We start from the raw sequence: 20,057 nt of genomic DNA on the forward strand, positions 1-20,057 counted from the left end.
GTAGCGGACGCCGAGCGTCGGCAAAACCTTTGCGTCCGCTACGCCGAGAGGGCTGGTAGTGAGGTGAGATGATCCAGATACCAAAGCACCCTTCCGAAGAAACACGGTTAATCGCCGCAAGGCAAACCGCAATGGCATTAATCGAAGAAGCCGGGGTAGAGGGCGACATCGACGACATCGCCAAGGATGTGGCTGCCCATTGCCGTTACGGCGACGGTTACCAAATGGCAAAGGATTTGGAGCGCGCCTATTGGGATTGCGACATGCGTATAGCCGAGGTGCTCGAAGGCCACTCGTATCGCCTCGACAAGGCGCACGAGCAATTTCTGACCCGATTCCAGCAAGAGCATGGCGTGCAGCCGCCGTTCCCGGTCGGAACCGCGGTTAAAACCAGGCACGGCACCGGCATCATAGACCGCATCTATGAACACCGCGCCATGACCTACGCGGTCAAAATGGACGACGACGAGAAGGCCGAATCGCCCACGAATCGCCGCTCACTGTTCTACTTCGACGAAGTAGAGGCCATATGAAGGCCCGCCCCATCCTGTTCAGCGCTCCGATGGTGCGCGCCCTGCTCGACGGCAGGAAGACGCAGACGCGGCGAATTTTGAAAGGTTCCACGGAGTTCAAAGGCCCCTACAACCCCGCGTACTTGGAAGCGCACCGCAATGCAGATGGATGGAAGCGGATATGCCCCTACGGCCAGCCCGGCGACCTGCTCTGGGTGCGGGAGACTTTCGCTGACGTCAACGACCACGGATGCCCTGCGATCCTATACAAGGCAGACGGCGTGACGCTGGATTTTATGGACATCGCGGATTATCTCTGCGAAGACGGCTCGCTTGATTACGACCATCCGCACATAAAGAAGTACCATTACTCGCAATGGATTGGCGATGTCGAAAGCGGTGAGCCATACCATGGGTTTCACCCCTCCATCCACATGCCCCGCTGGGCCAGCCGCTTGACACTGGAACTGACCGGCGTGCGCGTCGAGCGGTTGCAGGACATCAGCCGCGAGGACGCTATTGCCGAGGGCATTGAGCCTGTTCTGACGGGAGCGGGGGAGCGGTGCGGCTGGCTGGACTATGAGCACAGAGAGGCCGGCACAGGGTATTACATAGAACCCACGAACAGCTACGAGAGCTTATGGGATTCCATCAATGGCTCCGGCTCATCGGACGCCAACCCCTGGGTCTGGGTGCTGGAGTTCCGCGTGCATCAGGTCAACGTAGACGAACTACTCAAGCGGAGGGCCGCATGACCAATGAGCGGGCTGACCAAGAACTTGCCCGGCTGTTGGCGATGTCCGAAGAGGAACGCGAGCGGTACTTCTGCGCGCTTCCTCCCGATGGAACTTCCACGCTTCTTGTGGAGCACCTCCTGACAAAGCCTCAGACCGCTGCTCGAGACGAACTCATCAAGAGGGCGAAGGCCTACTGGTATGACGACTTCAAGTCGCTGAATCCGAGCGGCTGCCCGAAGATGACCCTGCACGACGACTTGATGCGAGCTGGCTACGGAGACTTGGCCGCCAACGTCGTAGGTGGGCTTTACGACTGACTAACCAAACTTAGCGAGGGACTATGCACGACCCGATGACCGTTGCCTTTGAAATACGCTACCCGTGGAGGAGCGAGCCTCCCAGTAAGTTATGGCCGAAGGGCTACCGCAGCTCATTCATCACGATCTGGCATAAGGACCCGGAGCGGGACGGCACGGATGATAGCTGTGGTTGGTTCAAGCGTTCGAGGCATGGCGACTCCGAGACCTTGCAGCGGATACGGTCTAGCTTCGATCAGGAGTGGGACGCGAAGTACGGAGGCTGGTTCCATCCGGACGGCTCTCCGAAGTTCTCGGTTTCGGCCGTAGTCCTTAATCTGTTCTGGCGAGCCGCGTGGGAGCATTTCTCACACGACCGTTCAAAAACCGCTGCGTTCATGCAGCGGCATCTCTTCGACATCCTCTTCTTCGCCGAGAACCCGGTAGATTCACTTCACCCCACCATCACCGGGAAATATGGCTTCGATCGACGCGATCAACGGATCAGCCAGCTGGCGAGCGTTATCTACGGATGGATCCTCAGGGCGGAGCAGAAGTGGTGGCAGCACCCCCGCTTTCACATCCACCACTGGCGCATCCAGGTCCACCCCTGGCAGCAGCTTCGCCGCCGGCACTGGGATCGTTGCTGTAAATGCGGGAAGCGTGGTTTCCCGAAAGGCGTTAGCGCAATCGGCGACTGGTCAGGCGGCAGGATCTGGCACTCCTCTTGTGACGGCAGCGCAGCCGCTGAGGTGAGGGTCACATGACCCGCATCCGCTTTCGCAACTGGAACTGCATCGTCCGCAAGCATCAATACGACAATGGCCGCCCGGCCCTGCAGCTGATCGACGCCGAGGACGGCTCACCGATCGCCCAAGCTACGGTGAATCTCCCGGACGTTGCGCTGGGCAGGAATCAGGTTGCCATCAAGGACTGGTCGGAGAACGAGGGGATGCTCGACGCTCTGGTCGCCGCCGGCGTGGTAAAGCCCACCGGCGAGACCGTCCGGTCGGGCTACGTCGAGGTGCCGATCTGCGAACTCCAGCCGCCGTTCCGGGAGGTGAGCCACGCGGAGCGGGTATCCGAGTCGAAGGGCAATGGGCGCAGCCGCTAACCCATCTGGCGCGCTCCACCTGCTGAACGTAAAATCAGGTCGGATTCCCATCCCATCCACCAAGGAGGCCCAACCTTGGCAACCATCTTCAAACGCGGCCGCGACAAGGGGAAGAAGAACAAGCCATACGTCATCCAGTACACGGATCACGACGGCAAGCGGCAGTTCGCCAAGGGGTTCACTGACAAGGCGCTCACCGAGCAGCTGGCGGCCAAGCTCGAGAACGAGGTGCTCCTCCGCAAGCGGGGGATGATCGACCCCGCCCAGGAGCGGCTGCTCGCCATCAAGCAGAGCCCGATCGAGGAGCATCTCCAGGCCTTCGACCGCTCCCTCGCCAACAACACCGCCAAACACCGGCGGCTGACCATGACCCGCGTCCGGCGGGTGGTCGAGGGCTGCGGCTTCCGCACCCTGGCCGACATGGACGGCGAGAAGGTGGTCGAGTGGCTCAACGAGTTCCGCGAGGAGGAGGACATCGGGGCCCGGACCTACAACCACTACCTTCAGGCGGCCGACGCCTTCGGTAAGTGGCTGGCCACGACGAAGCGGCTGCCCGGCAACCCTCTAATCGGAATGGAGCGACTGAACGCCGAGACGGACGTCCGGCACAAGCGGCGGGCGCTGAAGCCGGAGGAGTTCGCCCGGCTCGTCGAGGCCGCCCGGAACTCTGGCGTCGAGGTGCAGGGCTACGACGGCGAGATGCGGGCGAGGATCTACCTGATCAGCTACCTGACCGGGCTTCGCCGGTCGGAGCTGGCGAGCCTGACCCCCAACTCCTTCAAGCTGGACGACGCCCAGCCGACCCTGACTGTCGAGGCCGCCTGCTCCAAGCACCGTCGCAGGGACGTGCTGCCGATGCACCCGGAACTGGTCTCGCTGGCCCGGGGGTGGGTGGCCGGCCTGGCTCCGGAGGAGCCGCTCTTCCCGAAGCTCGCCCGGCGGAAGACGTACACCATGGTCCAGAAGGACCTGGAAAGGGCGGGCATCCCCTACGAAACCCACGAGGGGCTGGCCGACTTCCACGCGGCGGGCAGGCACACCCACATCACCGGACTGGTCCGGTCGGGGGCCTCAATCATGGAGGCGAAGGAGCTTGCCCGCCATGCCGACATTCGCCAGACCGCCAAGTACACCCATATTGGCATGGAGGAGCGGGCCGAGGCCTTGGCGGCCCTGCCGTTCCCGCTGGCCCCGGCGGCGGTCGAGGCGTTGGAGCATGACGGCGATCTACAGGCACTGGTCACCGCCTGGCCGGGGCTTTCCCCAGAAACGAGGCGGCAGATCCTCGCCCTGGCCACCCCGCCATCGACGGATTCCTGACCGCCGATTGGTTGCGTATTGGTTGCGTTTCGGGCGGCGTTCAGCGTCGGGAGCTTTCAGCGGGTGTCAGGCCGCCCATTCTGGACGCTAGGTCCAGAAACGAGCAAAGCCCCGCCGGAGCGAGGCTTTACGTCGTGTTGTGGCGTCTGCAGTCAGGAGCTGTCAGTCGCCGTAAGTAGTGGAGGCGGCGGGAATTGCACCCGCGTCCCGAGATCCGTCAGTGAAGGCGTCTACATGCGTAGTCGTTTCTTGAATTGTCGGCCTTGGAGCCCCAAACGACAGGGTCTCGTTCGGCTTAGCCCATCATGAGTTTAACCTGATTCGCAACGGGCGGTTGAATCAGGCGAGCCCACTGTGTCGACGTCGGCCATGACCCGTGGACGAAGTCATGACGCAACGCAGCTTACCGCGGTCAGGCGGCGAGGCTGTAGGAACCAACGTTGTTGTTGGCAGCTAATGTTTTGATCGGCTTTTTACGAGGCCAGCCGACCAACCTCGGCATGCAGCCAGACACCTCAGCAATCCGGTCGAACCTAGATCGCCCCCGTCTTGAGAAAGAGTGCCGAAACTGAATCAGACTGTTTCGACACCCTTATTATCCGGGCACCTCGAAGAGAGGTCAAGGTGCCGTGGTGCAGTTTTCATCAGGCAACAAGGAGATCCTCGGGACCTACGGATCGCGACCGGGTCCGTGTCTCAATACTCAATAGTTGTCGGAGCTGAGCACCTCACCGCCGCGAATGGTGCCGAGTCCTCGCCAGACGAGTCCGTCAACGGTTTCTTTGATGAATCGGACGGAGCCATCACCGAGCAGGACATTCACCCCACCTGGGTGCCAGGAGCGACTGGTGACGGCAGCGAAGGTCGGCCCGCCCTGTCCTTCGCGTTGGCCGTTGATGTCGAGGTCATGTTGACCATCGCTGCTCATCACCTCTCGATTCGGTGTCCAGGCGGTGGTGAAGCCGGATTGATGAACATGACCATCGACCCACTCGGTATGCCCGCTGGAGTGGAGGCTTCCACAAGACCCGCTGTACTCGGGAACCAGGGTCAGGGGATCGGCATTGGGCAGGTAGGTGCCGTTCGGATCAGTGACGCTGGCCAGACCGCCACAATCCCGATAGTAGCGCTGGTAGGTTTTGACCTCCGAGGCCAGGATCGTCTGGGTGAGTCCGTCTCGGAATGCGGAGATCGGCCGACTGCGATTCACCATGAACGCGGATCGATTCTCAGGGGCGTTGAACCCTCCCCAAACATACCAGTCTCCCATTGCAAACCCGTAGTTCGTCGTGCCAGCCGGGCCGAAACTGTGGGAGGAGACCTCGGAGTTCACCTCGCTTGGGCAAAGGAAGACCTCAAGCATCTGCGCCGTGACGGTCAGGTTTTGCGGGTGGGAATAGGACGTGCTGAAGTTGATCGCGTCGAACATCGGTCCCTGCTCCATGTAGGGCAGGATGCGACCGTGAACGCTCCAACCGCCAAACCAGGACACCGAGTTCCCGGAACCCGCGAGGATCAAGGCAGGGGGAAACACCCCGTTGGCCCCCTCGTAGTTGTGGAGACCGAGTCCCAGTTGCTTCAGGTTGTTCGAGCATTTCATCCGTCGCGCCGCCTCTCGGGCACTCTGCACGGCAGGGAGAAGCAGGGCAATTAAAACCCCGATGATCGCAATCACTACCAATAATTCAATCAGGGTAAAACCTGCTCGGCTCCGTCGGACGAACATCTGAGGCCTCTTCACGAAGGAGGGGGGGATATTGAGACTCTGTCTCATTAAAGGTCTTCAACATCTGACAGGACGGCCCATCTCCTGTCAACGGGGTTGAGATTCCGAATCGGTTGAATGCGGTGCGTGCGAGTGCCCAATCGGTTCCGAAGTCACGATGGGCCAAGGGGTTCGAGACAGGCGCCTCGTGTCGAAGGAGCGGGGGGCTCGGGGGCGGAATTCGCCAGAAGGAAGAAGCGAGCGTGACCTTCCTGCTCTCGATTGGGAACGCTGGCAGGAGTTCCGACGTGGCTCGGTTAAGGGATCTGGATCATCGGACAGGTTTGGAGCAATCGGCGGCTTGAGGCATCCGTCAGATGAAGCTGATCGAGCAATCGCATGCGAAGCTCTCGGAGCAGGGCGTTGATGGCGGCGGGACTTCGGTCGCTCAGGGGAATGGCGCCGCCGGCTCGTTTGTCGTGTCCACCGGCGGTGCCCAGACCATTGACGACCGCTCGAAGCATCTCTCCGCTATGAGCGTTCAGCGTGTCGGTGCGGGCCGAGAGTCGGAGCTGATCACGAAACTGGCCGATCGCGACCACCCAGTGGGCCCGGTCGAATCGGATGAAGAAATCGGCAAGTTCGGCGATGATGTCGGGTTGAGGAACCTCACCGCACCAGCAGAACAAAAGATCGTCATACAAAAACGCGTTCGCCAGGGCATGCTGGGCCGTGGCAAAGTAACTCTCGGGCAGTCTGGGGTTCCGGATGCGGGCCATCAGGTCCTTGTCGGCTCGGGGAAAGAGCCAGACCAGAGCCCCGTCGTCGGTGGGACCAGCTTCTCGGGGATAACCGATGCTCTCCGACTCGATGCCATAGAACAAGGCGGTGGCCAGTCGCTCGGTCAGGGGCACCTCTTGTTCGAGGAGGTAGCTGGTCACCATCGTTGAGGTCGCCCCCATCTCGGGACGAATATCTCGGAAGGCGACGCCGTCGAGGTCGCCCCCGGTTTCATGATGATCCAGCACGGCGACGGGGGTAATCGACTCGCTCGCGCGGCGTCCGGTGTGCGGCTGGGTATCGACCATCACCACGGCCACCCCCGGTCCCGTCGGGGCATCGTCCACGGGCACAAGAGGAATCTCAAGGTATTCGACCATCGCCCGGTTTTCCGCCCTGGCGAGCATGCCGTCGAGCGTGAGGGTCACTTCCGCCTCAGGCCGACGGTGTTCGAGAAGGGCTCGCAGACCGAGCATCGACGCCAGGGCGTCGGGGTCGGGGTTCACGTGAGAGACGAGCACGATGCGCGGGTAGGGTTCAAGCGCCTCGAGCAGGCGATTGGACCGGCTGCGTCGGGCAACACTGGGGCGGGTGGACGGTTCGGCCTTCATCGCGGGAACATCCCCGGGACGACGGGGGCCGGTTCGAGACGGATCTCGGCGGTCGGCCTTGGTGGTGACACTCTTTGTCGAGTCTACGGTGACAGGCCCCGTGAATTCCAGCACTCGCCGATCGGAATCAGTTCGCTGACTCATCGTCCGTCCCTGGGGTTGTCGGGAGGGGAGTTCGGAGGACCCTGTTCTGGCCCCTGGTCCTCCAAACGCTCTTGCCAGCGTTCGACGCTTCGCCGAGCCCGTTCGGCCGGGGTGGGTTCGGACACCCCTGGACCCTGGGGGGCCGGCCGGAACGCATGAGCAACGATCAACACCACACCAAACACCAGCATCAGGCCGTTGAGGCGAACGCTTCGGCGGTGGAGTTGATCGAAGCGGTCGGCACGCTCGGGGCCCGCATCTCGGGCCGCGTTGATCTGGGGGGTTAAACTATTGCCACAGTAAAGGTTGATCAAGATTCCCGAGAGCATCAGCACCATCTGCACCAGGGCCCAGAGCCCCCGATATTCGGGCCGGACCAGGACACCGCTGGTCAGCGAGGCCAGGGCGATGGTCGCGCTCGTGGCTCCCCAGGAGTAGTATCGGGGAAAGATCGCCCGGACAAATCGAGCGGCCTGAGCGGCGTCGAGGGCCTTGAAGATGATCGGCGCGATCCCGAACGAGAAGAACAGGATCGCCCCGAGCCAGGCGGTCATGCTCAGCAAGAAGAAGGCGTCGAAGATCATAAGGAGCGTTCTGGAATCGATCACGACTGCCGACTCTTCAAGATCAGGAACGAGGAAGATCACCAAGGGTTGGACCGCTGACCGACTCATTATCCCCCGCTGCTGGCCCGAGGGGGAGGTGTCCCCGCGCCGAGTCCACCATCCACGCCCCAGTTCTGCCCGGTAATCCAGCCGGCCTCCGGCCCGAGCAGGAAGGCGGCCACCGCCGCGGGTTCCTCGGGCTGACCGACTCGGCCCAGCGGGTGCATCGCGGCGCTGAATTTTCGGGAGGCTTCATTCTGGAGCAACGCAGCGGTCAATGCCGTCTCGGTCAATCCCGGAGCCACGGCGTTGAATCGGATGTTCGACCTCGCGTACGAGATCGCCCCCGCTCGGACCAGCCCTTCGATTCCCGCCTTGGCCGCGGCGATTCCTTCGTGGTTATTGATGCCTTGCCTGACCGCCACCGTGCTGAATAGAACGATCGACCCGGAATTCTGGGTCCGCATGGGCTTCAGGGCCGCCTTCACGGCGAGGAACGCGGTTCGCAGATTGATGTGAATTGCCTGGTCGAATTCGTCCAGTCGCAACAGGTGAAGCGGCTTGATCACGACCGATCCGATGCAATGCGCCAGGCCATCAAGTCGTCCGAACCGATCGACCGCGGTGGCAACGGCGCGTTCCAGGTCCTCGGCGTTCCCGGAGTCTCCCGCGACCGCGAGGGCCACGGTTTCGCCTCCCAGTTCGTCGACAACCCGATGAAGGCGATCCTCATTGCGGGCAAACAGGACGACCCGGTCCCCGCGATCAACGAGTTTCCGGGCCAGCGCCGAGCCGATGCCGCCGGAACCTCCTGTAATCAGCACGGTTTGCGATTCGGCCATGATGCGCGTCTCCTGGGAAGTTGCATGTCGGTCTTCCGTCGTGTCGATGAATGAGACGGTGTTGTAGACCAAGCCTCTGGCGGGTCAACCCGACTGGTCTTGATGCTCAAAGCGGAGGTTTTCCTGTGCAACTCCGGGTTCGTCGTCTGATCGACCGCGCCATTCTGCCCTCGCGGCACAATTCCCGAGATGCCGGGCTCGACGTGTATGCGATCGACGACGTGATCGTTCGCCCCGGCCAGGTGCTCAAGGTGCCGACCGGCATTGCCATTCAGCCCGAGTCGATCCCTGGAGGCCCCGAGGCCCTCGTCTCCCTCGTCTGGGACAAGAGCGGCCGAGCCGCCTCGGGCCTGAAAACGATGGGAGGCGTGATCGACGAACCCTACACGGGGGAACTGCTGATCGTCGTTACCAACCTCAACCACGGTCCCGTTTTCGAGGCTCTGGCTCAGGGAAACGTCCCGGCCGTCAATCGGGCGCTTGAAGCCGCGACAATTCGCATCCCCTACGGCAAAGCGATTGCCCAGTTGCTCCTGCAATCGGTTCACCTTGCCGATCCGATCGAGGTTGCCGAACTCGACGCCACCGATCGGGGCGACCGGGGATTCGGATCGAGCGATCTCCCGAAATGATCCGGCGGCCAGAAGCCGGTCGGCGGAAACCGAGCAGGAAACTCTTGTCCTGAGGCTCGGGATCGGGCATGATGGTGTACAAATTGTACGATTGGTGGGTCGGGACCCTCGACCGAACAGGGTGGGCGAATCGCGATGATTACGCAGATCCGGGGCAGATTGCGGTCGGTTGCCGAGGAATCCTGCATCCTCGTCGTTGAGCCCTGCCTGGACCTCGAAGTGCTGATCCCCGAGTATGCCCGGCGCCAGTTGCAGGCGAAGCTGGAGGAGCCAGTGGTCCTGCATACGGTCTTCGACATCGAGGGGAACCAGATGTCGGGCCGGATGCGGCCGAGGCTCATCGGCTTCCTGTCTCCCGTTGATCGAGAGTTCTTCGACGTCTTCTGCTCGGTCGATGGGGTCGGGGTGCGAAAGGCCCTGCGGGCGATGGTTCGGCCGGTTCGGGAACTGGCGAGGATGATTCAGGATCAGGATGTCCGCACCCTGGCAACCTTTCCCGGAATTGGTGAGGCGACGGCTGAGCGGATCGTTGCCAAGCTCCGTCGCAAGGTGAGCAAGTTCGCCCTGATGGTCGGCCCCTCGGCCGATGACCCCTCGGCCATCGGCCCCCAGGAATCCAACGGCGAGGTCTCGAACGCGGAGCCCGACGTGATCCGAGACACCTACCACGCCTTGCTCTCCGTCGGTCACTCCGAGGCCCAGGCCCGTCACCTGATCGACCAGGTCCTTTCCGGCAAGAAGAAGTACAAGACGGTCGATGCCATGCTCATGGCCATCTACCAGAACGAGACCCCCGGAACCTGACCCAGGCTCGCAAGCGCCAGGACTGAAGATGGAAGGAGCGAACCGATGAGTGCGAGGGAGCCGATCATCACCGGCGGAGGGCCTCCCGAGGACGACGCCCCCCGCCATCGTGAGGTCCGAGACGACCGCGTCCCCGCTCCGGCCGAAGGGATGGACGAGAAGCTCCGCCCGCAATCCCTTCGAGAAGTCATCGGTCAGCGATCGGTGGCCGAGCGGCTCTCGATTGCTCTGGAAGCCTCGCGGAAGCGCGGCGAGCCCTTGCCGCATATCCTGTTTGATGGACCTCCCGGTCTGGGCAAGACGACCTTCGCCACCGTTTTGCACAACGAGCTGGGTGTCGAGCTGGCCATGACCAGCGGCCCGGCCCTGGCCAAGAACGCGGATATCCTGCCGTACCTGACCAATGCCTCGGCCGGATCGATCCTGTTCATCGACGAGATTCACCGGCTCCCCCGGGTGGTCGAGGAGTTCATCTACCCGGTGATGGAGGACTTCCGGGTCGATATCGTGCTGGGGGAGGGGATGAACGCAAGGACGGTCAACCTGCCCTTGAAGAAGTTCACGATCATCGGGGCCACAACCCGAAGCGGGATGCTCTCCGGCCCCTTGCGCGACCGCTTCCACCTGCATGAGCATCTGGAGTTCTACGACGTGGACGACCTGGCGAGGATCGTCGCCATCAACGCCGGAAAGCTCCGCACGACGATTACCACCGACGCCGCCGAGGAACTCGCCCGGCGCAGCCGAGGAACCCCCCGCCTGGCCAATGCCCGGCTCCGATGGGTCCGAGACTACGCCGTGGCCCGAGCCGACGGTCACATCACCCGGCCGATCGCCGTCGATGCGCTCGACATGCAGGAGGTGGACGTGGAGGGACTCGATCGGCAAGACCGCCGCTATATCGAGACCCTCATCCGGGTCTTCCGAGGCGGGCCAACCGGCGTTGAGGCCCTCGCCGCGACCATGAACATCGCCATCGACACCCTGACCGACGAGGTCGAGCCGTTCCTGCTGCGGCGCGAGTTTATCGTCCGCACCCCCCGGGGCCGACGGGCCACCGAGGTCGCGTACGAGCACCTCGGGCTTGAGGCTCCGGAACCTGACCCCCCCTTCGACCTGATCGATCAGCCTCGTTTGTTTGAATGACGGCGTGGTCACGGTTTTGGTCCCGAAGTTGCTCTACACCTCTTCTCAGACGAGTTCCAAGAAGATGAGGAGGGGTTGCGGTGCAGGTGACGCCCGTTCGATTACGATCAGCGTTCAATCTGGGAGGTCTAACGCCGAGACAACTGGCTTCGCGGACCTGGTGCCAGATCTCCAAGAATTCCCTGATGAGTCGGGCCGCCGCCATTGCCTTCTATGCGATGCTGGCGCTGGTTCCCTTTCTGGCACTGATCCTGACCTTGACCGTCAAGGCCTTGCCGAACCTCTCGGAATCACGCTTTGCTCAGGGACAAGACCTGGGAACTCAGGCGGTGTCGGAATTCGAACGAACGCTGGAGCAGTCGTTCCCTGCCGAAGCCGTGGGTTTGATCGAGGGACAGATTCAGCAGATTCAGGAGCAAGGGCGGGTCGATTTGCTCTCTTTTGGTCTGCTGGTCACAATCTGGCTGGCGTCTGCCCTGTTTCTTGAAATCATGGCGGCGCTGAACGCGGTGCATGGGGTTTCCGAATCGCGGCCGATCTGGAAGCTTCGGCTTCAGGCGATCGCCTTGACACTCGTGCAGGCGACGATTCTGATCGCGGCGTTGGTGTCGATCGTTGCCTGGCCGCAGATCATCCAGGCCATTGGACTGGGCAGCGGCCCGGCCTTCCTCGTTTCTGCCGTTCGGTGGCTTTTGATTGTCCTCATGCTTTTGTGCAGCTTCGCCATGGCCTTCTATTTCGGACCCGACGCCGATACTCGATGGGAATGGATCACTCCGGGCAGTCTCTTTGGGACGGTCGTCTTCGTGATCGCTACGATCGGGTTTCGGGTCTATGTGCAGAATTTCGCCAATTATAATGAGACGTATGGAACCCTGGGCGGTGTCATGGTCCTGATGTTCTGGTTCTGGATCTCGGCGCTCGTCTTGCTCGTTTCTGCTCAGGTGAACCGGGTGATCGAGGATGCCTCTCCCGTGGGCAAGAAAACCGGCCAGCGAGTCGATCCAACCACACCGCCCGATTTCGAACAGATCGACCCGGAACCTGCCCCTGAGTCGGCCGAGCGTCAGCAGGCTCGCCGGTGATCTGTTCCGGGGAATTCGAGGGGAGTCGTTCCATGGATCACGGCTCCTTGAGCACTCTGCCCCAATCCTGATCCGTCAGGTTTCCGTTGCCCGCTCGAACGGGTCAGCCTGCAAAGAGCGGAGGACTTCGGTGCCTTCCGAGTGGCAGGGTGCGCGGCTCGGTGCGCCTCGGGTGCGCGGCTCGGTGCGCGAAGTCACGATGGGGCCAGATCGAAAAAATCCTTTTCTGGAAAAGACTTCCGTCGCTGAGCTTGGGTTCGTTCCGTCAAACGGCTTCAGGCGGAATGGCTTCGTTTCGCGCGGTGCAGGATGGCTTCGTTTCGCGCGGGGGAGCGAGGTCGATTGCGGTGATTCGCACGCAGGAGTGTGGTCGTCGGATTGATGGTGGGATCGTCCTGGTTGCGTTCGAATTGTCAAAGAAAGGGTGAAGCGTTTGAGCGATCGAAGACCAACAGAGGATCGCGGTCGAAGAAGCGGGGACTGGTCTTGAACGACTGCCCACGCTTGAAAGTATCGAGAAATCACGGTCGGGCAGTCACAAAAAGATGGGTTGGAAACCGGAAGATCGAGTCGAAGGGAGTCGGAGCAGAATCGGACCAGGGAGCGGGATGGTCGGTGGAAGATCGTCTTTTTGAGCCAGTTCGAGGTCTGTGTTCTAGAGTCCTCTGACGCTGGAAGGTTGGGAGAAGGTGCTCGGGGATGATTGGGGGCGATGGCATGGCTCCCGGGTTCCCCCCTTGGTAGGCGATCAGGTCGTTGATCCGGGGACTGGGGGACTCTGTGATTCCGCGAAACGGATGCCCAAACCCGAACGCGACCGAAGCCTGGGGCGGGGTCCGAGGGTCGGACTCGCGAAGCAAACCGATCCGCCAGTGATCAAATCACCACAGGACTCAACCGCATGACGTATCAGCGTGATCGCAAGAGCTGGCTCGCATCCGTGACCTTACGGTTTGGGACGCACTCGAACCGGCGGAAGGATCGACGATCGAGCATCCGCTCCGTCGAGCTGCTGGAACCCAGGCAGCTTCTGGCAACGTTTGCGGTTACGAATCTTGATGCATTTGGCGAGGGGTCGCTCCGTCGGGCCATTCAGCTGGCGAACCAGAACGAGGGGATGGACGCGATCTCGTTTGAGGTCAGCGGAACGATTCGGACGGGGCGGGTCGCGCTGCCGGTGGTCACCGATCCCGTGGCGATTGACGGAACGTCGGCTCCTGGATTCGACGGCACACCGAGGGTGACGGTGAACTTCGCCCATCAGCGGGGGCTGGTCTTCGGCCGGGGGGCCGAGGGATCGCAACTGACCTCGCTGGCGATGATTGGCGCGGAGGGGGCAGGGGTGACGCTGCAAGCGTCGCGCGTGACGGTGGCCGGCAACTTCATTGGCCTCGACGCCGACGGGAGAAGCGGACGGGGCAACAGCGGCGACGGAATCCGAATCCTCCCGAGTTCGCGCGGGAATCTGATCGGGAACGTCGATCCGGTGACGGGAATTGATTTCTTTGATGCGTCGGGCGTGGGGATGCAGCCGGTATCAGGATGGCAGGGAATCCGCGCCTGGAGTGCTCCCGGCGAGTTCATGATCACCGGGACATCGAGTACGAATGGTTTGCTGTACATCGGGCCGATCTCGGGGACTGGGGGCACGAGCTATGCGGTGAACATGCCGGGGGCGGCCACGACGAGTGTCTACGGGCCGGATCTGCTCGAATCCGGCGACATTCGGCTGGTCGGGAGCTATCGGACCGGAGACGATCAGGTGCTCGGGTTCGTCTACCAGGGGGCGCTCAACGACCTGGGGAACGCCGGGAACTACCGGACCATCGCCTATCCCGGCGCACAGTTTAATTATGTTCACAGCACGATGGAGCGTTTTGCCGTCGGCAATGCGGATGGGCCGGAGGGGAACTTGCCGATCGGGACGGGGCACGCCTTCCTGTACGATCTGGAACAGGAGATGTTCTTACCGGATCTCGTTTATCCGGGTTCGACCTCGACCACGGCGTACGGCATCTGGCACAACGGCGAGGCGAGTTACACCATTGCTGGAGGATACACGGCCCTCGGCCCCGGATCGGAGGGATCGATTGCGCAGGGCTATCTGGTCGACTTCAACGCGGTGACGGGGGAACTGACGAACTGGACCTCGTTCGAACCGCCGAGCGGCCTCATCGGCGTGGATCTCGTGACCCACTTTGAGGGGATCAGCGGCGAGGAATCGGGCGTTTATACGATCAGCGCCGACGCGGTGACGTTGGGATCGGGAGATGACGGACAGGGATACTGGCTCACGATTCGGCGGAACGCGGACGGCTCGTTCAGCCAGGGAGATTGGATCCCACTGACCTATCCCGGTTCGAGTGGTATCACCAGCGCGAACTCGGTGGCCGGGAATCAGGTGATTGGCATTGTGATCGCTGAATCGGGCACCTTCTCCTATCAATCGACGGTCAACGTCGGGTTTCACCGATCGAACGTGATCAGCGGCAACGGGGGGAACGGTATTTCGATTATTGGATCGCATGAAAACGTGATTGCGATGAACCAGATCGGGACCGACGTGTCGGGAACGGTCGCGTTCGGCAACGGGAGGAACGGAATCCTGGTGACCCACGGGGCATCGGGGAACATGATTGGCGGAGAGGCGACGGGAGGGAACGACCCGACGGCCGGCGTGTTCGTCAGACCTCCGCAAGGAAACCTGATTTCGGGGAACCGAGGCAATGGGGTGCTGATCAATGGTCGAGCCACGCGCAACACACTGAGCGGGAACTTCGTGGGGACCGATGCCGGCGGGTCGTCGGCGCTCGGGAACCGACTCGACGGGGTGGCGATCGTCGGGGCGCATGGGAATGCCTTGATCGGTTGCGAATTCCAGAACAGCCCGTTTGTCTATTACAACGTGCTGAGTGGGAACGGCGGGAATGGCCTGCGGATTACTGACGCCAATGACACGACGGTGCATGCGAACTTCATGGGAATCGGCGCGGACAATGCAACGAGCGTCGGCAATGGCCGCAATGGGATTCTCGTTTCGGGACGATCGCGGAACACGCAGGTCGGCGGGGTGATTCCGCTCGGCAATGTGACCTCGGGCAATGCCTGGAACGGGATCGAGGTACGCGATCGGGCGAGCGGGTTCGTCTCGTTCAACACCTTTGCCGGGATTGCCGCGTTTGGTGACGCGGTGCCGAACGGCCGGAATGGGATCCTGGTGACTTCCGTCGGCGGAGACAACCTGATTCGCACGTCGATCGTCGGGGGAAACCTCGGTAACGGGATCGAGATCGGCGGGTGGGCGACCGGCGTTCAGGTGACTGAGACCGGCGTCGGGACCAATACGAGGCTCGATGCGGCGATTCCAAACGGAGGAAGTGGTATCCGGATCTCCGGACATGCTCACTCGAACGCAATTGGCGGGTTTCAACCGTCGATCGAGCCGAGGATGACAATTTCGGGGAACCTCGGCTACGGGGTGGAAGTTGTCGGGAAGGCGAGGGGGAACCGGATTTTCAATGCGGCGATCGGCACGGATGTGATGGGGAACGCCCCGATCGGCAATGGCCTGGGAGGCGTTTTGCTTGGGCCGGGAACGTCGGGAACAATCATCGGGGGAGAGGCAGCGCGTTTCCAGACCGTGATTCGTCAGAACGTGGGGAACGGGCTCACCATTCTGGACTCAAGGGGAAACAGGGTGGTCGGCAACGGTATTGAGGAGAACACCTGGTTTGGCCTGTTCGCGGCCGGCGACGTGCGAGGAACCGTGGTCGCAGGGAACACGATCGCGGGGAACGGAAGCGGTCAGGTCGATGTGTCGAGCGCGAGGGGAATCGTGATCTTGCCGTGAGGCGTGGGAGTCGAGGGAGGGGGGCGTGGTTGGATCGGTTTGAGCTGGCCGCGGTCCCCCTCACCCGGCCTGGCGGCCACCCTCTCCCCCGCGACGGGGGAGAGGGAGCGTGAATGCTCTGGCGATCGACGGCAAGCCACGCTTTCCCCTACGAACGAGGGAATACGTGGCTGCTTTGATCCAGGCAAATCAAGAGCCGCTCAGTTGCTGGCGGCGACGGGGGCGGGGATGCGGCCGAGGAGACGGTTGATCCGAGATAGCTCGGAGACGACGAAATCGACGTCGAGGAAGGGCTGCCAGGAGATGTCCTGGTAGCGAAGGTTCCCCTGAGCGTCGATGAGGAAGGTGCCATGGAGCGGCATGTCTTCGAAATCGTCGAAGGCGCCGTAGCGTCGGAACGCGGCCAGGTCGGGGTCGGAGAGCAGGGGCATGGTGAACTCGACCTCACCGTTGGTTTTTAGGGCGGTGGTACGTTCGAGGTCATCGGTGCTGACGGCGAGAACGACCGTGCCCGTATCGCGGATGCGGTCGATGTCCTTGCTGAAGGCGATGAGTTGTTCCATGCAGTGGGCACAGTCGCCACCGAGGTAGAAAATCAGCAAGACGTTCTGACCGCGATAATCTTCCAGGCGGTGGGTGATGCCGTCGGTATCGACCCCTTCGAGCGGTTCGGCAGGAAAGGGAGACCAGGTGAGCGGGCCGACGGTGTCGAGATCGATCCGAGATGCGGCGGCCAGGTCGGTTCGAGGCTCAAGCGCAGGGGGCTGCCAGCCGTCCTGCTCCTTCCAGGTGGTGAGCTGGGCGTTGATGCGTTGGAAGACGGGAAGGTCAGGATCGGCTTCGCGAGCGATTTCGCGGAGGGACAGATAGGCGGCTCGGGCCTCGTCGACCTGACCGGCGGCGGCGAGGATCTCGACCTGAGCCGCAAGCGGGGCGACCTCGTTTCGGGCTCGATCGACGGCCTGTTTGGCCTTGGCGACCGCTTCGTCCGTTCGACCGGCGGCCAGTAAGAGGCGGGCGAGGGATTCGCGACGCATGCCGTTGGCATTGCCGAAGGATTCGAAGGCAGCTTCCGTCTCGCCGGCCAGGAGGTGGCGATGACCTTCAAGCTCGGCGATGGCGGAGTCGAGGCCGGGAAGTTTGGGGGCGGGCTTGGGTTTGTCCTTGGACTCGTCGTCGGCCTTCGCCTCGTCGGCTTTCGCTTCATCTGAGGATTCTTCGGACGGGGGGAGGAGGGCCTTGAGGGCGGCAATTTGCTCGTCGAGGGCGTTGAGATCGCCTCGGGCCGCATGGGCGAGGCCAAGGGAGTGAGCCTGCTTGAGCTGTTCGATCGGCTCGTCGGACCAGTCGAGAGCGCCTGAGGCGGTGGCGTCGAGCAGGTCGTCCCAGCGCTCGAAGGCGATGAGGGCTTCGGTCCATCGGCGACGGCCTTCGCGTTGGGGGTGGCCGCCAGATTTGGCGTTGTTCTTCTTGGGGTCGCGGGGCTGCTCGACGAGGTCTCGGGCGACGAGGACGGCGTCGTTGAAGCGTCCGGTCTTTGTGAGACTCTCAGAGAGCCACTGATTGTTGTGGGAATAGTTGTGAATCATGAAGGGCATGACGCGGTCGCGGATCATGTAGGCATGATCGACGCGGGCGGACCCTTCTTGCTGATAGGAGGCGTCGGCGTAGCGCTTCAGGTTGGTGTAGGTGTGGCCGGGCATGTGCCAGGCGTGAGCGATGCCGGGAGACGCCTCGGCGAACCTGGCGGCGGATTCGAGGGCCTGGGTATCGTCCTGCTTGTCCCAGAGGTGGATCTTGTAGTGATGGGCGCCGGGGTGGAGCGGATTTTTCTCGATGACCGAGTCGATGAGCAAGCTCACGGCTTCTCGGCTGCCGATGCCGTCTTGCCGGCCGTTTTGCCAGGTGACCATGGCCAGCCAGGCGCGGGCGTCGAGGTCGTCGCGGAACTCCTGGACGATTTTCTCAAGCCCTTTGAGCCAGCCCTGTCGTCGGGATTTGTCGTCGCCGTCTTCCTTGTAGAAGGCGCTGAGGGCGTCGAGATAGAGCTGCTCACGGCGAGAGATTTTGGTGGCCTCGGCCTTTTCGCGGGCGACCTTGAGGAACCCCTTGGCCCGGTCGGCGTTATTGGCGTTGGACATGGCCATGCCCCAGTAGAGCATGGGGTTTTCGGGCTCGATGGTGCTGGCCTGTCGGAAGGATCGCTCGGCCTCAAAGTAGAAGAAGACGTGGAGCTGGGCGACGCCTTGATTGACGAGCGCCTGGACCTCGGCCGACTCGGTCGTGATGGGGAACTCGACGGATCCCTGACCTTCCATGAGGTATCCGGCCTGGCGGGGGCCTTCGTTGAAGGCTTCGCCGTGGTTGGAGTGTCCTTCGGGGAGGGGGTCGTCTTCGGCCCGAACCATCAGGCCGACACCGAGCAGGAAGACCAGTGAAAGGGTCAGGCGGCTGAGCATGGCGAGGGGCTCCGGGGTCGGTCGGCAGAAAGGATGGATCGAGGAGCGGGCGCGAGGTTCAATCTTAATTGGATCGCAGGGAGAGTTGCCAGGGGGGGATTGAATGGAGAGCGAGGAATCTCTCCCGACGGTCACGCATGGGAGGATTGGTGGAGGGGTTGGAGAAATCAAGAGGGCTGCGGGATTGAATTCGAACACTGGCGAGGCTTTGCGAAGTTCAGAGCCTGACCTTTTGGGTCGAAGGCGTGTACAATGACGAACCTGCTTCCTCTTGCGTCGTAGTGTTGGCTTTCCCCGATCCGGAGCGACCGTTGAGTGCCCCGATCCCGCTGCCCATCGCCGGTTCTCGTCAGGATCACCGTTTGAAGCCGTTGCTGGCCAAACGAGCGGGAACCCTGGTGATTCACGAGGTCTATCGGAGCCTCCAGGGGGAAGGAACCTGGGCCGGATTACCCTGTGTGTTCGTTCGGTTGACGGCCTGTCACCTGCGCTGTTCGTATTGCGATACTCCGCACGCCTTTCACCGGGGCGAGCCGATCGCCGTCGAGGATCTGGTCGAGCAGACGCTCGCACTGGCCGCGCCCGGCGATGTGATCGAGGTCACCGGAGGAGAGCCGTTGCTTCAGCCGGAGGTCTTCCCCCTGATGACCCGGCTGGCCGATTCGGGCCATCTGGTCTTGCTCGAAACGAGTGGCGCGTGCGACATCGGGCCGGTGGACCCGAGGGTCCGGATCATTCTCGATCTGAAGACGCCGGGCTCGGGAGAGGTCGACGCCAACCTTTGGGAAAACCTGCCAAAGCTCAAGCCCACCGACGAGGTCAAAGTGGTCGTCTGTGATCGAGCCGATTTTGACTGGACCGTCGGTCACATTCGGGCTCATCACCTGACCGAGCGTTGCGAGGTGCTGATCAGTCCGGCGCACGGGAAGGTCGAGCCGGCGTCGCTTGCGACCTGGATCCTGGAAAGCGGCCTGCCGCTCCGGTTACAGGTCCAGTTGCACAAGCAACTCTGGGGGCCCGATGCACGAGGGGTCTGACGAAGGAGAAGCGGCCGGGGGCGGATCGGGCTGGGGGCGAATGGGACCGCTGGTGGTCATCGCCCTGGTGCTGGGCTGGCTCTTGCTGTCGGGAGGATCGATTCCAGCGCTGTCGGTCCTCTGGAGAGAGCTTCCCGGAACCAAAGGCTTGGTGACGATTGCAAACGGGGTCATGCTCGGCTTGATCCTGATCATCGTCAACTTTGTGTGGCGCATGCCCCGAGACGGCGGGCCGCTGTTGCAAGACGATGAGGAAGCGGCAGCGAAATCTCCTGAAGAAATCCCGTCGGCGGACGAATTTGCTGAAACGGGATCCCCTGGTGTCCGGGTAACTGATGATGACCGGCCCGTCGAGGACCCGAAGTAGATCGAGGGCCG

General features: G+C 62.3%; 18 protein-coding genes and 1 other RNA gene. 13 read left to right on the forward strand and 6 right to left on the reverse strand.

Going from position 1 to position 20,057, the window contains the following annotated elements; genetic code table 11:
- Window positions 1–131: 131 nt before the first annotated feature.
- The 6 genes from GA615_RS08805 to GA615_RS08830 all read left to right on the forward strand — a co-directional run bounded on the left by GA615_RS08805 (window position 132) and on the right by GA615_RS08830 (window position 3,979).
- Window positions 132–533 (forward strand): hypothetical protein, encoded by a 402-nt coding sequence (locus tag GA615_RS08805; RefSeq protein WP_161602240.1) that lies wholly within the window; start codon window positions 132–134, stop codon window positions 531–533.
- Window positions 530–1,267, forward strand: coding sequence for a hypothetical protein (locus tag GA615_RS08810; RefSeq protein WP_152050928.1), 738 nt, complete (start codon window positions 530–532; stop codon window positions 1,265–1,267). The genes GA615_RS08805 and GA615_RS08810 overlap by 4 nt, the downstream gene beginning before the upstream one ends.
- Window positions 1,264–1,566: a hypothetical protein gene (locus GA615_RS08815; RefSeq protein ID WP_152050929.1), complete on the forward strand. Its 303-nt coding sequence runs from the start codon at window positions 1,264–1,266 to the stop codon at window positions 1,564–1,566. Before GA615_RS08810 ends, GA615_RS08815 begins: the two co-directional genes overlap by 4 nt.
- Before the next feature lie 23 nt (window positions 1,567–1,589).
- The gene (locus GA615_RS08820; protein WP_152050930.1) at window positions 1,590–2,312 is read left to right on the forward strand and encodes a hypothetical protein; all 723 of its coding nucleotides are present in this window, start codon (window positions 1,590–1,592) and stop codon (window positions 2,310–2,312) included.
- Window positions 2,309–2,659, forward strand: coding sequence for a DUF4313 domain-containing protein (locus tag GA615_RS08825; protein WP_152050931.1), 351 nt, complete (start codon window positions 2,309–2,311; stop codon window positions 2,657–2,659). Before GA615_RS08820 ends, GA615_RS08825 begins: the two co-directional genes overlap by 4 nt.
- A 75-nt stretch (window positions 2,660–2,734) precedes the next feature.
- Window positions 2,735–3,979, forward strand: a complete 1,245-nt coding sequence (locus GA615_RS08830; protein WP_152050932.1) for a tyrosine-type recombinase/integrase — start codon at window positions 2,735–2,737, stop codon at window positions 3,977–3,979.
- A gap of 176 nt (window positions 3,980–4,155) precedes the next feature.
- Here GA615_RS08830 and ssrA read toward each other — a convergent pair.
- The 5 genes from ssrA to GA615_RS08855 form a co-directional block, all read right to left on the reverse strand.
- Window positions 4,156–4,525, reverse strand: a transfer-messenger RNA (tmRNA) gene (gene ssrA, locus GA615_RS08835).
- A 157-nt stretch (window positions 4,526–4,682) separates the two neighbouring features.
- Window positions 4,683–5,705, reverse strand: a complete 1,023-nt coding sequence (locus GA615_RS08840; RefSeq protein ID WP_152050933.1) for a DUF1559 domain-containing protein — start codon at window positions 5,703–5,705, stop codon at window positions 4,683–4,685.
- A 296-nt stretch (window positions 5,706–6,001) separates the two neighbouring features.
- Window positions 6,002–7,219, reverse strand: a complete 1,218-nt coding sequence (locus GA615_RS08845) for a DHH family phosphoesterase (RefSeq protein ID WP_235905249.1) — start codon at window positions 7,217–7,219, stop codon at window positions 6,002–6,004.
- On the reverse strand, window positions 7,216–7,827 hold the full coding sequence (locus GA615_RS08850; RefSeq protein ID WP_161602241.1) for a DUF4149 domain-containing protein: 612 nt from the start codon (window positions 7,825–7,827) through the stop codon (window positions 7,216–7,218). Before GA615_RS08850 ends, GA615_RS08845 begins: the two co-directional genes overlap by 4 nt.
- 65 nt (window positions 7,828–7,892) lie before the next feature.
- Window positions 7,893–8,666: an SDR family NAD(P)-dependent oxidoreductase gene (locus tag GA615_RS08855; RefSeq protein WP_152050935.1), complete on the reverse strand. Its 774-nt coding sequence runs from the start codon at window positions 8,664–8,666 to the stop codon at window positions 7,893–7,895.
- Between the two features lie 125 nt (window positions 8,667–8,791).
- Here GA615_RS08855 and GA615_RS08860 point away from each other — a divergent pair, with 125 nt between their 5' ends.
- From GA615_RS08860 to GA615_RS08880, 5 genes are all read left to right on the forward strand, one after another.
- Entirely contained in the window at window positions 8,792–9,298 is a 507-nt protein-coding gene (locus tag GA615_RS08860) for a dUTP diphosphatase (protein WP_161602242.1), read from the forward strand.
- Between the two features lie 135 nt (window positions 9,299–9,433).
- Window positions 9,434–10,102, forward strand: coding sequence for a Holliday junction branch migration protein RuvA (ruvA, locus tag GA615_RS08865; RefSeq protein WP_152050937.1), 669 nt, complete (start codon window positions 9,434–9,436; stop codon window positions 10,100–10,102).
- 45 nt (window positions 10,103–10,147) lie between these two features.
- The gene (gene ruvB, locus GA615_RS08870; protein WP_152050938.1) at window positions 10,148–11,248 is read left to right on the forward strand and encodes a Holliday junction branch migration DNA helicase RuvB; all 1,101 of its coding nucleotides are present in this window, start codon (window positions 10,148–10,150) and stop codon (window positions 11,246–11,248) included.
- Window positions 11,249–11,334: 86 nt separating this feature from the next.
- Window positions 11,335–12,333 (forward strand): YihY/virulence factor BrkB family protein, encoded by a 999-nt coding sequence (locus tag GA615_RS08875; RefSeq protein WP_152051151.1) that lies wholly within the window; start codon window positions 11,335–11,337, stop codon window positions 12,331–12,333.
- A gap of 901 nt (window positions 12,334–13,234) precedes the next feature.
- The gene (locus tag GA615_RS08880; RefSeq protein WP_152050939.1) at window positions 13,235–16,183 is read left to right on the forward strand and encodes a right-handed parallel beta-helix repeat-containing protein; all 2,949 of its coding nucleotides are present in this window, start codon (window positions 13,235–13,237) and stop codon (window positions 16,181–16,183) included.
- Between the two features lie 200 nt (window positions 16,184–16,383).
- Here GA615_RS08880 and GA615_RS08885 read toward each other — a convergent pair whose 3' ends face one another.
- Window positions 16,384–18,642 (reverse strand): redoxin domain-containing protein, encoded by a 2,259-nt coding sequence (locus GA615_RS08885; RefSeq protein WP_152050940.1) that lies wholly within the window; start codon window positions 18,640–18,642, stop codon window positions 16,384–16,386.
- Between the two features lie 311 nt (window positions 18,643–18,953).
- Here GA615_RS08885 and GA615_RS08890 point away from each other — a divergent pair, with 311 nt between their 5' ends.
- Both GA615_RS08890 and GA615_RS08895 read left to right on the forward strand, forming a co-directional pair.
- Window positions 18,954–19,679 carry a radical SAM protein gene (locus GA615_RS08890; protein WP_235905254.1) on the forward strand — a complete coding sequence of 242 codons (726 nt, stop codon included), beginning with the start codon at window positions 18,954–18,956 and terminating at the stop codon, window positions 19,677–19,679.
- On the forward strand, window positions 19,663–20,046 hold the full coding sequence (locus GA615_RS08895) for a hypothetical protein (RefSeq protein ID WP_152050942.1): 384 nt from the start codon (window positions 19,663–19,665) through the stop codon (window positions 20,044–20,046). Before GA615_RS08890 ends, GA615_RS08895 begins: the two co-directional genes overlap by 17 nt.
- Window positions 20,047–20,057: the final 11 nt, after the last annotated feature.

The organism is Tautonia marina, from assembly GCF_009177065.1.
GTDB classification, from domain to species: Bacteria; Planctomycetota; Planctomycetia; order Isosphaerales; family Isosphaeraceae; genus Tautonia; species Tautonia marina.

Excerpts from the sequence above, each read along its gene's own strand:
- GA615_RS08805 (WP_161602240.1), top strand. The coding sequence starts at position 132 with ATGGCATTAATCGAAGAAGCCGGGGTAGAGGGCGACATCGACGACATC.
- GA615_RS08810 (WP_152050928.1), top strand. The coding sequence starts at position 530 with ATGAAGGCCCGCCCCATCCTGTTCAGCGCTCCGATGGTGCGCGCCCTG.
- GA615_RS08815 (WP_152050929.1), top strand. The coding sequence starts at position 1,264 with ATGACCAATGAGCGGGCTGACCAAGAACTTGCCCGGCTGTTGGCGATG.
- GA615_RS08820 (WP_152050930.1), top strand. The coding sequence starts at position 1,590 with ATGCACGACCCGATGACCGTTGCCTTTGAAATACGCTACCCGTGGAGG.
- GA615_RS08825 (WP_152050931.1), top strand. The coding sequence starts at position 2,309 with ATGACCCGCATCCGCTTTCGCAACTGGAACTGCATCGTCCGCAAGCAT.
- GA615_RS08840 (WP_152050933.1), bottom strand. The coding sequence starts at position 5,705 with ATGTTCGTCCGACGGAGCCGAGCAGGTTTTACCCTGATTGAATTATTG.
- GA615_RS08845 (WP_235905249.1), bottom strand. The coding sequence starts at position 7,219 with ATGAGTCAGCGAACTGATTCCGATCGGCGAGTGCTGGAATTCACGGGG.
- GA615_RS08855 (WP_152050935.1), bottom strand. The coding sequence starts at position 8,666 with ATGGCCGAATCGCAAACCGTGCTGATTACAGGAGGTTCCGGCGGCATC.
- ruvA (WP_152050937.1), top strand. The coding sequence starts at position 9,434 with ATGATTACGCAGATCCGGGGCAGATTGCGGTCGGTTGCCGAGGAATCC.
- ruvB (WP_152050938.1), top strand. The coding sequence starts at position 10,148 with ATGAGTGCGAGGGAGCCGATCATCACCGGCGGAGGGCCTCCCGAGGAC.
- GA615_RS08880 (WP_152050939.1), top strand. The coding sequence starts at position 13,235 with ATGACGTATCAGCGTGATCGCAAGAGCTGGCTCGCATCCGTGACCTTA.
- GA615_RS08885 (WP_152050940.1), bottom strand. The coding sequence starts at position 18,642 with ATGCTCAGCCGCCTGACCCTTTCACTGGTCTTCCTGCTCGGTGTCGGC.
- GA615_RS08895 (WP_152050942.1), top strand. The coding sequence starts at position 19,663 with ATGCACGAGGGGTCTGACGAAGGAGAAGCGGCCGGGGGCGGATCGGGC.